11 protein-coding genes and 2 pseudogenes are annotated in these 13539 nt (G+C 37.5%); 5 read left to right on the forward strand and 8 right to left on the reverse strand.

The features are described 5' to 3' along the window. Window positions 1–185 precede the first annotated feature (185 nt). Together RT143_RS11370 and RT143_RS11375 are read right to left on the reverse strand one after the other, a co-directional pair. Window positions 186–847: pseudogene (locus tag RT143_RS11370) on the reverse strand (SOS response-associated peptidase family protein). Window positions 848–897: 50 nt separating this feature from the next. Continuing rightward, entirely contained in the window at window positions 898–1239 is a 342-nt protein-coding gene (locus RT143_RS11375) for a DNA polymerase Y subunit UmuC family protein (RefSeq protein WP_313093144.1), read from the reverse strand. Window positions 1240–1279: 40 nt separating this feature from the next. On the opposite strand from RT143_RS11375, the pseudogene RT143_RS11380 reads away from it, so the two are divergent. Both RT143_RS11380 and repM read left to right on the forward strand, forming a co-directional pair. Further along, window positions 1280–1711, forward strand: a pseudogene (locus RT143_RS11380) (transposase); the annotation flags it as partial. Between the two features lie 323 nt (window positions 1712–2034). Next, window positions 2035–3276 carry a replication initiation protein RepM gene (repM, locus tag RT143_RS11385; RefSeq protein ID WP_313093146.1) on the forward strand — a complete coding sequence of 414 codons (1242 nt, stop codon included), beginning with the start codon at window positions 2035–2037 and terminating at the stop codon, window positions 3274–3276. Between the two features lie 176 nt (window positions 3277–3452). On the opposite strand, the gene RT143_RS11390 is transcribed toward repM, so the two are convergent. From RT143_RS11390 to RT143_RS11415, 6 genes are all read right to left on the reverse strand, one after another. After that, the gene (locus tag RT143_RS11390) at window positions 3453–4367 is read right to left on the reverse strand and encodes a ParB/RepB/Spo0J family partition protein (protein ID WP_313093147.1); all 915 of its coding nucleotides are present in this window, start codon (window positions 4365–4367) and stop codon (window positions 3453–3455) included. Further along, entirely contained in the window at window positions 4360–5199 is an 840-nt protein-coding gene (locus tag RT143_RS11395) for a ParA family protein (protein ID WP_036591935.1), read from the reverse strand. The genes RT143_RS11390 and RT143_RS11395 overlap by 8 nt, the downstream gene beginning before the upstream one ends. A 351-nt stretch (window positions 5200–5550) precedes the next feature. Next, window positions 5551–8436: a type I restriction endonuclease subunit R gene (locus RT143_RS11400; protein WP_313093148.1), complete on the reverse strand. Its 2886-nt coding sequence runs from the start codon at window positions 8434–8436 to the stop codon at window positions 5551–5553. A 9-nt stretch (window positions 8437–8445) separates the two neighbouring features. Continuing rightward, entirely contained in the window at window positions 8446–8916 is a 471-nt protein-coding gene (locus RT143_RS11405; protein ID WP_313093150.1) for a GIY-YIG nuclease family protein, read from the reverse strand. 53 nt (window positions 8917–8969) lie between these two features. Continuing rightward, window positions 8970–10166, reverse strand: coding sequence for a restriction endonuclease subunit S (locus RT143_RS11410; protein WP_313093151.1), 1197 nt, complete (start codon window positions 10164–10166; stop codon window positions 8970–8972). Further along, the gene (locus tag RT143_RS11415) at window positions 10163–11728 is read right to left on the reverse strand and encodes a type I restriction-modification system subunit M (protein ID WP_313093152.1); all 1566 of its coding nucleotides are present in this window, start codon (window positions 11726–11728) and stop codon (window positions 10163–10165) included. Before RT143_RS11415 ends, RT143_RS11410 begins: the two co-directional genes overlap by 4 nt. Before the next feature lie 162 nt (window positions 11729–11890). Here RT143_RS11415 and RT143_RS11420 point away from each other — a divergent pair, with 162 nt between their 5' ends. From RT143_RS11420 to RT143_RS11430, 3 genes are all read left to right on the forward strand, one after another. Beyond that, window positions 11891–12328 carry a putative toxin-antitoxin system toxin component, PIN family gene (locus tag RT143_RS11420; RefSeq protein WP_101964950.1) on the forward strand — a complete coding sequence of 146 codons (438 nt, stop codon included), beginning with the start codon at window positions 11891–11893 and terminating at the stop codon, window positions 12326–12328. Further along, window positions 12309–12551 (forward strand): toxin-antitoxin system HicB family antitoxin, encoded by a 243-nt coding sequence (locus tag RT143_RS11425; RefSeq protein ID WP_050324837.1) that lies wholly within the window; start codon window positions 12309–12311, stop codon window positions 12549–12551. Before RT143_RS11420 ends, RT143_RS11425 begins: the two co-directional genes overlap by 20 nt. 273 nt (window positions 12552–12824) lie before the next feature. Then, window positions 12825–13460: a recombinase family protein gene (locus tag RT143_RS11430; protein ID WP_313093154.1), complete on the forward strand. Its 636-nt coding sequence runs from the start codon at window positions 12825–12827 to the stop codon at window positions 13458–13460. The last annotated feature ends 79 nt before the right edge of the window (window positions 13461–13539 follow it).

Here is a 13539-nt window from a genome sequence, read left to right on the forward strand (position 1 = left end):
GATCCTCCCTGCCGCCACCGGTGGTTTCGGTATCAAAGAATAATGGTTTGCTGGTATCGTGCTGTTGGTTGTACTGAGCAACTTGGTTAAAGATGGCATCGATTTGAGATTGCGTATCTGCTGTCATGGGCTTTCAACTATCAAACTTATAGATCATAGCGTAAATCAGTCTTATAAACGCTACCCTAGCCATTAAACACATCCATTTGCGCCGTTTTAAGCGTTTTTTTCGGCTTTGGCTTATGTTCTGCTACATACCCAGCACCCATCGGTTTAAATAGCTCCAACGCGTCCTCATGATGCATATTGAGCCAATCCTGGCGATGTTCAGGTTCAATCACCACAATCGAGCGTTTTTCATCTTCAGGCTTGTGAAATTGTAACATGAAAGGATGATTATCGGCATTGGTGGTCAGCATGGTCATGGAGCAAATGATTTGCTCCCTTATCTTAACAATTTCATATAAAGCGGCTACGGTAAACCGCTCACCATCCTCGCGTTCAATGCCATAGCGATGGGCCTTACCCTCAATATATTTGGGTTCAAAGATGGTTTGTACCGAGATTAACGCAAACTGGTTGTTGTACCAAGCGCGTTTAAAACTCGGTTTGTCCATCACCGTTTCACTACGGGCATTGTAGGTGTGTTTAGCAAAGCTGGTGTCTTTGGCCCATTTAGGAATCATACCAAACATCGCAGATCGCCACTCGTATTTGATAAGAGGTTAGCAAACAGCAAGGGGGCTTCATAGCCTGGGTAGATATCGTCTTTAAAGTCAAAGCTTAACTGCTGATTGGTAAAGCGTGACGCTTGCGCTTGGGTAATCGGTTGAAAGTTGGCACACATGGTCTAATCCCTTAATCTATGCCTAATAAATCAGATAATTTAGTGGTATATCACGGATTTAACAATGCTCGACTCATCTGCCAAGTTTGGTTTTTCTCAATAGCGGTACTGGTAAGAAACAATTTGGTGGTTGCCCTACCCGGTAGAGCATGTGCTAACTGCTGATTAATCTCATCCATCACCGCTATTAACTTCTCAGACTCCACCTGCGCTTTTTCATCCGGCATCTCAAATAAATCACTCATGGTCTCAGCATACTCACAAATCCCCGATAGCATCACTCCGGCTTTGGCGTATTTCAAGCCGTCTTTATAGGTTTTATCTAACACCTCACGCACCGCTTGAATCATCACCACCGTATCAGAGATGGAGCTCTTTGACGGTAAACTCACTAAATAGTCGGATCACGATGATGTCACCATGCTGTGCTTCTTACTTATCAATCTATCAGGCATGATAACCAATTTTACCTTTGCCTCTGCTAAGATAAATGAAAGTGTATTTGCACCTGATATGCTTGATAATATCAAAGGCTTATTAGGTGCAGATATGGGTTATATAAGTCCTGATTTATACGAGTATTGCTTTAAGTGGTGTGTTGATTTGCAAAAGCCGCTTAGAAAAAATATGTCCGATAAAAGACCGCTTAGTGTTATAAATCGTCTTAAAAATGCTTGTCGAAATATTGAGACGCTGATTGGTCAGTTATCACAGTGGTCTAATACGCAAAAGGTGAGAGCTAGAGATTTATAGCATTTATCCCACAAATTTATGCGTAAAATCTTGGCTCATAACTTCTGCTTTGTAATCAATAGACAGTTAGGCAATCCGCCACTTCAGTTTGAGTTGCTTATTTCGAGTTGAGAGTGGGGTATCAAATATAAAGTTATATTGCTAGCTGTTATAGCTTTTATATATTTTGACATTAATCTAATTAAGAATCTTTTTATTGTTTTATATATTTTTATTGTTTTATAGCGATAAAATCAATTTTTTTTGTATTTATAATCAATTATTTATACAAGGATTTTTTATTATATAAATACGTTTTCCGAGCATTATAAATACGTTTTCCGAGCATTATAAATACGTTTTCCGAGCATTATAAATACAATATATTTATATTGTATTTATATAAAGTTTAATTTAGAATTTATATCTAATTACAAATCCTTCATCTTAATTCTATGGCAAATCCTAATATTTCAAAAACTGATTTAATAGTTAAAGATAATGACTTTATTGAAGCAAGTCATAGTCTAGATTTAGTCGAACAAAGAATCATATTTTTAGCGATTATTAAAGCAAGAAAAAATAGCGATAAGGTTGAAGAAACATTGTCAAATGAGTTTGTTATTCATGCTAGTGAATATATGGAGGCTTTTAATGTTGAACGTCATACTGCTTATGAATGCCTTAAGAATGGTGTCGAGGGACTTTTAAACGCCAAATTCATATACAGGTATGAAAATAAGAATAACAATATCGCACATCGCGGGTATAACCTGACTAGCTGGATCGAATATGTCGATAAAGAAGCTTGCGTAAGTGTTAAATTTTCACCAGATGTAGTTCCACTGATTGTTGGATTAAATAAAAAATTTACCAGTTACGAATTACAACAAATTGTGAATCTACAAAGTCGTTATGCGGTTAGACTTTATGAATTATTAATTCGGTGGCGAGATACTAAGATTCTTAAAATTTCCTTAGAAGAATTGCGGTTCTGTTTAGGCATTAAAAAAACAGAATATATTTTAATGAGCAATTTTAAAAATAGAGTATTAGATTTAGCAGTCCAACAAGTTAATAAATTCACGGATATTACGACTAACTATATTCAAAAAAAAGAAGGAAGAAAAATAGTCGGCTTTGAATTTTACTTTACTATCAAGCAAGATGAGAACAATAAATCAAGTAAACAATTTAAGAAAGCTATGTCTCTTGAAGATAAACATTCTGAAGAATCACAAAATTATAATAAAGAAGAGTTATTGATTATCACGTCTAAAGCAAAAGACTATATTGCCCAAAAAAAGATTACTGACCCGACACATAAAAAAAATATCCTTAAAATAGCAAAATCTCAAGGCTGGGGATTGGATGAATATAGGAAATCACAGGAATTCTCATCTTTAAAAAATAAAGAGATTGAAAGTAAAATCAATCAAGAAAAAATAATTGAAAATAAAAATAAAATAACTCAAGAGAATATAAGAAAACATAATGAGAATTTCATTTCTTTTTATGAACAACTGACCTGCATGCAACAAGAATTGATTCTTGATAGCGTACAAGTTCAAATATCTTCTATACCGATCGTAGGAAAACAATTTATAGGACAGAGAAAAAATAATACCGCCCATAAGGATATTATGTTTAGAATATATTTTAAAAATGCAATGAAAGATATGGGTATTAAGATCTGACTTATTTTATGAATACTATGGAAACAAAAAAGTGTCCGAATTCGGACACTTTTATATGATTTACTAAAAATTCCAAATTTAATATAAATACGTTTTTCGAGTATTTTGCAAAAAATTAAAAAATAAAATATCAGTTAAATTGTTTGAATTCGCACACTTGGATGTTCAAGTCTAAATCAACTATTAGAAAGTAAGTTATCAAAAAATACTTCAACTTTTTCTAAATCGGCTTCATTCAAATTAAGACTTTCAAGCTCAACAATAAATTTCTTATCAGTTTGAATGATTTTTCCAATAGTCCTACCTTCTTTCTTGTAAGATTTCCTTACCTTGGTATTAGTAGGATGTAGATTTGAAAGAGAGTTATTAGCTTTATTTTTTATAAAGTCTGGTAACTTACTTTGCTTCAAGTGGCTACTGATAATTAAATCAAACCCTTCGGAAAGAAGCGGTAAAAATTCATCATGAGGAATATTAAGATGTTTTCTTAGTGTGGCTAATTGTTCAATAGTATCGGCCGAGATGATGTTAGGATGATTATCTAATTTAGCTAGTAAATCATTATCTAAAATTTCAAAAGCAAATAATTTGTAAAGTTTCTGTCTAGAAATACCTAAAGCTTTCGCATATTCGGTCTTGGAAGGAAAATTCGATTTAAAAGATATAATTGCTTTAGCTATTTCATAATCTGATAAGTTTTCACGGCTTAAATTTTCTGCTAACGCCAATAGAGCGTTGTTCTCATTAGTTACTGTAATTATAATACAATCAATAAATTGTTTGCCAAGCTTTTTAACCGCTCGAAAACGTCTTTCTCCCGCTACAATGTTGTAGAAATCCCCTTTCTTTTGGACGCTGATAGGTTGAAGCAAACCCAGTTCATTGATTGAATCAGCAAGCTTATCTAACGATTCATCAGTAAATTCTAAACGAGGTTGAGCATTGTTGGGTTTAATTTTATCAAGGGGAATTTGTTCAATTTTTCCTGACTGATAACTGTCAAATTCCGCAAACTCTTTGTCTGCAAGCCCATGTGCTTTGATATTGGCATTGATTTTTTCTTTCAACAAAGATTGAAGCTGACTAGTCATTTTCTTCCTCTCCTTCAATTACAGTAGTCAGTTGTAATTCTGGTTTTAATCCAGTTTCTTTCGCTACCCATATTGCTAATTGACGAAATTTCCTTGCAATCTTTGCAGTTGCATCGACTTCTCGGATACTAACCTTGAGTGCTGCAGATTTGTCAATATTATTACTCGAAGAAATATCAATCGGAATGACCTTACCAATTTGTTCTTTCGCGGATTCTTTGATAGCCCGGCACATTAGCTGTCTTTCATCATGCCGAATGAGTAATGCGCCTAATAAATTCAAGTTTGGATTAATGTATCGAATTTTCTCAATATAAGCCTGCAAATCTAATACGCCATACATACCGTATTGAGAACCACTAAAAATAGGAATAATATAATCTGTGGCACAGGACAGAGCATTACCGGTCAATGTGCGTAAGCTTGGTGGCGTATCAATTAAGATGACATCGTAAACCCCTAATAGTGGCTTGATAATTCGCCCTAAAACTTCTAAGGGTCGAGGCTCATTGTCTTTGATTTTGTCTTCCTCGGTTGTCAAAGATAGGGAAGAACTTATCAAATGTACCCCTTTAAAGTTAGTTTCTTCTTGAACGGCTTCTACTAATTTAGAATATCCACCCAATAATAAATCTTTGATAGTTACAGACACTTCACTGGGATGTTTTATACCGATATGAGTGCTTGCGTTACCCTGCGGGTCAAGATCAATTACTAGAACTGATAAGTCTAGTTGAGCTAATTCAGCAGCAAGATGGACAACAGTTGCTGTTTTACCACAGCCGCCTTTATGGTTGGCAATTGTTATTACTTTGGTGTTTTTTTGATTCATAAGGATATTATTCTTGAATGAAAGGAAGATTTATGTTGATTGTTATACTAATATAAGTAAAAGCTAGATTCAAGAATATTGTTTTGGAATGTGTAAAGCAATAAATTTTAATTGTCCGAATTCGGACAATTTTAGCCTAAGCAACTTTTATTCAATATACTAAAAAGAATATTAAAACCTAAAATGCCATCAGAAAATGAATGATGTGCCGCCCACTAAGTATAAGGAGAGGCGAAATATAAATTATTAATGGTTGCAATATACAATACAACAGAAAAAAGCGCTGGTATTCACTTCTATTAAATTAAGAGAATTGTCCAGTAAGTTTAGCTATCAAGTGTTTTACAAATATCATAAACCCATATAAAACCGCTCAATCAACTGATGGGTCTGAATCATAAGTTTGTTCAGTACCGTATCTCGATTGAATAGTCCTACTTTATAATTGGGCAAGTCCTTTAACTCATCTTTACGTGGCAGCCGCTTGGTGTATTCATAGTTTTGAATCACTTTTTGCATGGTCTCGACTTTGAGATTTTCTTTCACGCACATTTTTTGATAAGCCGCTTCTTTTTCCACATCCCAGAAGTCCTTAAACGCTTCTTCGACTGTTTGACCGTTCAGCATTTTAGGCAGGTTTTCATCAATAAATTTTTGGATAAGTTCTTGTTTGTCATATAGTGTGATATCGTTGTTCAAGATATCTTGAACTTGCTTACGGTATTGCTGTTGTTGGTTTTTATCTTTACTGTCTTTAGCTAATTGTAGTAGTTTGACAATATAACCGACATTGACTCTATCAGAATGCAGTAAATCAAGTTGAAAGTCGATATCTTCAAGGATTGAGGTTTTGGATTTATCGCCACCTGTGGTTAAGCCATTTTTTAGATCGCTGTATTTAGACGCATAATTGGCAAATTCTTGCTTATCTAAGCTCGTGTTATCCTGGTCGTATTCACTGAAAGTTTGTAGCTGGGTATGCAGACGTACGACATCACGGAACGCTTGAATAAAGCTGAGTTGCTGCTCTTCGGTGTATAAATCATCGACATCTTGATACGTCGCAACGATTGTTTTTAAAGCTTTGACTGCCGCTTCGTATTTTTCTAAGATAACTTCAAAGTCTGGAATGATAACCACTTCTTTGGCTTTGTCTTTATTAGAAAATAGCGACAATGCCTGATCGGTGGCAAATTTAAGATTACGATAGCAAACAATATTACCAAAGGGTTTTTTCTCGTTGAACACGCGATTAGTGCGGGAGAATGCTTGAATCAAGCCGTGATGCTTAAGATTTTTATCAACATACAGGGTATTTAAAGTTTTAGCATCAAAGCCTGTTAAAAACATATTGACGACCATTAAGATGTCAATTTGTTTGTTGCGAACTCGCGTGGCGATATCTCGATAATAGGCATAATAGCTGTCACCTGAGTTGTAATTGGTGCCAAAGGTGGCGTTATAATCGGCAATGTAGCTATCAAGCTTGTCACGGCTTGATTGGTTGATCTGGGTTGGGATGTCAGCCGACTCTTCATCGAGTAAACCATCTAATGTTTCCACTGCTTCATTGGCGGCATATGAGAAAATGGTCGCAATGGTCAAAGGTTTAAAAATCTTGCCCTGTGCTTCATCTTCTGCTTGTTTTTCGGCTTGGACTTGTTCAAATAGCTCGTAATACTGAGTTAAGACTTCGACAGAACTGACGCAAAACATGGCGGTAAATTCGCCGTGTTTGGTTTTGGTGGGATAAGTATCAATGATATGCCGAGCTATCATTTTAAGGCGTTTTGGGTCTTCAAGCACTTCTTTGGTATCGACGGCTTCGACTTGTTCGGCAGTCAGTTCAGTATTTGTGTCTTTACTTTTTTGCATGCCTTTTTGGGTGTAACGACCCAGATAGTCAATCTGAAACGGTAGCACGTTTTTATCGCGTATCGCATCAACAATGACATACTGGTGCAGGCACTTATCAAATAGATAGTTGGTGGTGAGCTTTAGCCCTGCCTTACTGGTGCTGTTTTTTTCAAAGATGGGTGTTCCTGTAAAGCCAAACATCTGTGCCTTGTTAAAAAATTGTTTGATACGTTTATGGGTGTCACCAAACTGGCTACGATGGCATTCATCAAAGATAAACACGACTTTTTGGTCTTTAAGATAGGAGATATTATCGCTGTAATGGTCTTTGGAAATGGCGTTATTGAGCTTTTGTAAGGTGGTCACAATCAATTTATCGTGCTGTTGCCCCAACTGTCTCACCAGCGTTTTGGTGTTGTTGGTGCTGTCCACGCTATCGGCTCGAAAGTTATTAAACTCAGTAGCCGTCTGGGTGTCCAAGTCATTTCTATCAACCACAAATAACACTTTAGCTATGTCAGGCATATTCATGATAAGTTGACTGGCTTTGAAGGATGTCAACGTTTTGCCTGAACCTGTAGTGTGCCAGATATAGCCGTTCTTGTTGTTACTGTTAATATGCTGAATAATGTTTTCAACCGCATAAATCTGATACGGACGCATGACCATTAGGCTTTTGGTGGTGGACATCAGTATCATGTATTGGGTGAGCATTTTGGTAAGATGCTTGGGGGTTAAAAAACTGGTAGCAAAGTCGGTGATTTCGTTAATCTGTTTGTTGGTAATATCTGCCCACGCAAAGGCAAATTCGATGTTTTTGGTGCCGTTGGCGTAGTAACGGGTATTGACGCCGTTACTGATGACAAATAGCTGAATAAACCCAAATAGCCCATACCCTGCACTGTACGCTTCTCGGCTATAACGCCGAGTTTGGTGAAAGGCTTCGGCGATTTCCATGCTACGGCGTTTGAGTTCAATTTGTACCAGTGGTAAGCCGTTAATCAAAATGGTGACGTCAAATCGGCTGGTACGTCCGTTACTACTGGTATGGTCGACCGTAATTTGATTGCTGATTTGGTAGCGGTTTTGGGTGGGGTCGTCTGATAAAAAGTAAATGTGCCGACTGCTGCCATCATCGAATTTGACGGGGAGTTTATCGCGTAGGATGTTCGCTTTGTCAAAGATGGTGCCTGTGGTGAGATGGCTGATGATTTGTTGCCATTCGTCATCGCTAAAGCGGGCAATGCCGTTGATGTCAGCGAGTGTGGTGCGTAGGTTGTTGATTAGGTCGTTTTCGCCTTTGATGGCGATACGCTGATAGCCCAATTGGTTGAGTTGGTCGATTAATTCGGCTTCAAGTTGGGCTTCAGTTTGGGGCATTGTAGTTTCTTATTTTACCGAATAAGCATAAAATGTGTCGTTTAACACATCAATAGCGTCATTTTCTGTGAAAATTGATTCAATTTCATCAAATCTATCGGGCATGAGTTTCATATTAAGCAATGGATGCTCATTTTCACTGAAATGTTGAATTAAGGATTTTTCCGCTTGATTTAAGGCATATGCTAAATCACCACGCGTTTTAATGTCAGCGAATACAAGCATTTTGCTGCCTTGCTGTGTATCTTCAAGCCATTCAACGAGCTTTAGACTGTTAAAATGGTCTTTCATGCGACTACGTATATTAGTGGTTTGTCCGACATATAAAACTTCTTGCGAGCCGTTTTTCATTTGACGATAGAACATATAAATCCCTGCATTGGTCGGCAGTTCTTTAAGGTCAAAATTTTTCATGGTCTCACGCAAGGTGGTTGATGAGCCAAGTATGATAGGGGTATTCCAAAGCAGCTGAATTCTCACGGTTTCCTCAAAATATAATAAAATTTTAATCTAACAATTTTTGAGAAAAAAAGCTAGACAAACATCTGCTGCAATAGCCCTTTTTTCCATTGTTTGGTGTGGGTAAGCTGTGCGGTAGTGTGGTCAATTCGCTCGTCAATCGCCGTCAAAAATTCAGCTATTTTTTGTTGTTCTTCAAATTGCGGGCAATAAAATTCATAATTCAAAACATCTTGGTTAGAAATGTTTGGTTGAGCACTAGCACTTGGAATAGATTGGATATAATTATAAAATTCATTTGTTTGCATTAAAAAGTAAATAAACAGATTAATATTATTTTGAGTTGGATAAATTTTGGCTACTCGTTGATTGATAAAAGCTTTTTCATTATCAAGAATTAAACCTAATTTACCGAAAGTCGCACCTGACAAAGCAATTAAAACAGAGTTGATAGATACTTGATACCTTTCTTCTGGAAGTTCTGAACTAGTTGAGCCTTTGAAATTTTTGAGATACATTCTTCCTGTAACATCACCAATTTTAATAACCTTGTTAATTCCACTTCCAAAATAATCACTCTTGAATGCAAAACCCCCTTGAATTGAAGCAATTTTAGAAAGTTTAATATATTCCCACTCCCCAAAATCTTCGCCATTTTCATTTTTAAAGCGGATTTCTTGGCTAAAGATTTTTTGCATGACGCCTTTTTTATACTGATTTAATAATTCAAGCTGTCGGCTAAGTTGGCTTATCTTGTCATCAACCGCACTCAAAAATTCCGCTATTTTGGTTTGTTCTTCAATTTTAGGAAACGAAATATCTATATTGCCCGCAATTTTAAAATTTAAAGCAGGCATTGCACCGCCACTCATTTCTGATTGTAAGTAATTAAAAACTTTATCAGACTTTAATTGGATCAGAGTGAATTTCTTATTTAGACTTTCATTTAGCACTACCTTAAAAATATTATTTGCTATTAAGCCTTCAATTCCAGAACAAATGAAACCAGCTGTAGCTCCATATCTTACAATAGCGATATCGTCAGTTTTGAGTATTTTCTCAGGATTGCCATTATATTTAACATATCTGAAATCTGATGATAATTGTGTAAAGTTTTCAATTCTTAAAAACTTGATTAAATCTATTTCAGAGTTTGATTTTTGTAGTTCTAAATCTACTTGCTCACCTTGAAGAAATTGTGCAACTTCACCTAGTTTCTTTTTATTCCATTCGTCTTTAAACTCAGAAAAGCGTAACTTAGGAGTAATCATTTCTCACCCCCAAACGGTGACACAATCCCAAGCTCATCACAAAACCGCCCAATCACTTTATCCGTTGCAGCACTTGCCACCGCAAGCTCTCCAAGCTCACGCGCCACCGCATCCAAATCAATCGCCGCTTCCGCCTCAAACGTATCCACATAACGGGGAATATTCAAATTAAAATCATTGGCACGGATATCAGCAAGGCTTGCCACATGAGCAAACTTCGCCACATTCTCACGCCCTGCATACGCATCGACAATCGCATCAATATGCTCAGGCAATAACACATTTTGCGTCTTTTGCTTCTCAAAATTGCCACTGGCATCAATAAACAACACATCATCACGGTCACGGTTTTTCTTCAGCACCAGCACACAAGTCGGAATCGACGTCCCATAAAAAATATTGGCAGGTAGTCCAATTACCGCATCAATCACATTTAACTTTTCAATCAAATACTGGCGAATCATCCCCTCACTGGAGCCACGAAATAGCACCCCATGCGGCAACACTACCGCCATCGTGCCATGCTCATCGAGCTGATACAGCATATGCTGCACAAATGCCATATCTGCTTTGGTCTTCGGAGCAAGTTTGCCCGCTGCGGCAAATCGCTCATCCTGCAAAAATAACGGGTCGGCAGACCAGTTAGCAGAGAACGGCGGATTGGCAACGACCGCTTCAAAGCGTTTGACCAAATGCTGGGGACGCACCAGCGTGTCTTCTTGACGAATATCAAACTTGGCAAAATGCACATCATGCAAAATCATATTCATGCGAGCCAAGTTATAAGACGTATGGTTGGACTCTTGACCACAAATCATATCAACATCTTGCACTTGGCGTTTGACCCGCAGTAGCAGCGAACCCGAGCCACAGGTGGGGTCATACACTGAGCGTAAACGGGTTTTGCCAAGCGTCACAAGGCGAGCAAGCAAGGTCGAAACCCCTTGCGGCGTGTAAAATTCACCTGCTTTTTTGCCTGCTCCAGCAGCGAATTTAGCAATCATATACTCATACGCATCGCCCAGCACATCGCTTTCGCTATTACTCAAATCAAAATCAATCTCATCAAGATGGATAAGTACCTTGTTAATCAGCTTATTGCGGTCATCAGCAGTATTGCCAAGTTTGGTTGAGTTTAAATCCACTTCACTAAACAAATTGGCAAAGTCATCAGCAGAATCGGTACCAAGGGTACTTTGCTCAATCGCTCGCAAATTGTTGGCAAGGTCATCTAGGATAAAATCGCCTGCTTTGGCACGGGTCGCCATACGGTGAAAGAGCTGATTGGGCGATAAGGCATAGCCAACTTCATGGGTGGCGTTTGCTTTGATAGCATCGATATAAGGCTTGTGTTCTGGATTGGTCTCATCAAGTTCGCTGTAAGTCAAATCCATGCCTTCATCAGCGAGTAGGGTATTGGCGAAACTTACTGCTTTTTCGGATAAGTATTTGTAGAAAATAAAGCCAAGTACATAGTTGCGGTATTCATCGGGCGACATTTTTCCCCATAACTCATTGGCGATTGCCCATAGTTTACTTTGTAAGGCTTGTTGGTCGGTCATGGGGTGTCCTTGCTTTCATGTCAAAAATCAATGGGTGATTATAGCTTATAATATGGAGGGAGCGGAAATTGATAGGCGAACTATGCTCAAGTAAAAAAAGAAAATTCGATTATTAAATCGTTATCTTGTATACTAAGTGCTATCACATATGATAGCATTTTTATGAAAATTATTTTAGATACTAATATCATCGTCGGGGCTTGTTTAGGCTCCCGATATGACAATTTAGTCATTCGTGGTTGCCTAACGGGTAACTTTACGCCTTTAGTCAGTCATGCGCTATTGTTTGAGTATGAAGACCTGATTGGACGTGAATCCGTATTCGACCACCCTGTGGCATTAATCTTTACAGAGCGAGAAGTCCTATTTAATGCGTTATATTCAGTATGTCGCTTGATTGATGTCAGCTATCTATGGCGACCCAATCTAAAAGACGAAGGGGATAATTTTATTGTTGAATTGGCTGTAGCGGGAAATGCTGATTATATCATTACGAAGAATTTAAAAGACTTTCGCCAAAGCGAATTAATCTTTGATAGTTTTAAAGTCATCACCCCTAAACAATTATTGGAGATACATAATGTCCGTCATCACACTTAGAGTAACTGAAGAAAAACATGAGCGTATCAAAAGCCTTGCAGTATCTCGTGGGGTTAGTGTTAATAAACTGATTGATGAAGCCATGACCTTAATGATTGCTAAACAAGATATTGAAACTCGCTTCAAAGCTCGAGCCGCTAAAGGCGATATTACTGCAGGTATTGCGTTACTGGATAAAGTGCTTGAAAAACGAGAAGCTTATGATAAAACCTTATCAAGATAAATGATAAGGTTTCAACAGTCATATAAAAATTAAAAAATGTCTGTTTATAAGAAAAATATTAATTTTATATAAGTAACATAAGTAAAATTAATATATAAAATATTGTCCATGAATAATGCTATAGGTACAAAATCACGAAAACCTATTGTTTTTCGTGATTTTGTAAATCAGCGCCAATTCGGCGCTTTTTTATTCTATTTATTTCACGATAAAGCCAAATAAATCTAAATATAATAAGATGGGGTAATTATCTTTTATCGTGAGAATTTTACCATGAGTTTAATCGGTTATGCTCGAGTATCCACATCGGAAGGGAAACAACTCCTTGACCGTCAAGTTGATGCGTTGAAAGAAATTGGCTGTGAACGGATTTTTACCGACAAAGCATCGGGTAGTAATTCCCAACGTAAGGGTTTAGATGATTGTCTCAATTATTTGCGAAGAGGAGATGTGTTGGTTGTTCTAGATTTGGACAGGTTAGGGCGGTTAGCCAGTGAGCTTATTAAACTGATTGATGAACTGGCTGAAAAAGAGATTGGCTTTAAAGCGATTAACTCACCGATGGATACCACCACCCCTGCAGGTCGGGCGTTTTTACAAATTCAAGCGGCGTTTGCAGAGATGGAGCGCAATATTATTCGTCAGCGAGTAAAAGAGGGAATCGCAGCGGCTCGTGCTCGAGGACGAAAAGGTGGCAGGCCCAGAATCATGACGGCTGAGAAACTTCGCTATGCCCAACATCTGATGCAAGACCAAACCAAAAGTATTCCTGCGATTTGCAGGGAGCTTGGTGATATTCCCAGCAGTACGCTGTACCACTATGTGACGGCGAAAGGAGAGCTTAAAAAGGCAGGGTTAGATTTGTTAGCACATGAATACTTATCAGTAAGCATGAGCAAGTTATCTTGACGATTTGGCATTTTACTACTAAGATTTACAAAAATGTATTTACAATACTAAATAGATTGATTTAAAGTAGGCTTAAATG

Origin of the sequence: Moraxella sp. CTOTU48268, from assembly GCF_032069585.1 — a bacterium.
Classification (GTDB): domain Bacteria; phylum Pseudomonadota; class Gammaproteobacteria; order Pseudomonadales; family Moraxellaceae; genus Faucicola; species Faucicola cinerea.

Bases quoted from the DNA above. Each gene is read 5' to 3' on its own strand.
- repM (WP_313093146.1), top strand. From the start codon at position 2,035: ATGGCAAATCCTAATATTTCAAAAACTGATTTAATAGTTAAAGATAAT.
- RT143_RS11390 (WP_313093147.1), bottom strand. From the start codon at position 4,367: ATGACTAGTCAGCTTCAATCTTTGTTGAAAGAAAAAATCAATGCCAAT.
- RT143_RS11395 (WP_036591935.1), bottom strand. From the start codon at position 5,199: ATGAATCAAAAAAACACCAAAGTAATAACAATTGCCAACCATAAAGGC.
- RT143_RS11400 (WP_313093148.1), bottom strand. From the start codon at position 8,436: ATGCCCCAAACTGAAGCCCAACTTGAAGCCGAATTAATCGACCAACTC.
- RT143_RS11410 (WP_313093151.1), bottom strand. From the start codon at position 10,166: ATGATTACTCCTAAGTTACGCTTTTCTGAGTTTAAAGACGAATGGAAT.
- RT143_RS11415 (WP_313093152.1), bottom strand. From the start codon at position 11,728: ATGACCGACCAACAAGCCTTACAAAGTAAACTATGGGCAATCGCCAAT.
- RT143_RS11420 (WP_101964950.1), top strand. From the start codon at position 11,891: ATGAAAATTATTTTAGATACTAATATCATCGTCGGGGCTTGTTTAGGC.
- RT143_RS11425 (WP_050324837.1), top strand. From the start codon at position 12,309: ATGTCCGTCATCACACTTAGAGTAACTGAAGAAAAACATGAGCGTATC.
- RT143_RS11430 (WP_313093154.1), top strand. From the start codon at position 12,825: ATGAGTTTAATCGGTTATGCTCGAGTATCCACATCGGAAGGGAAACAA.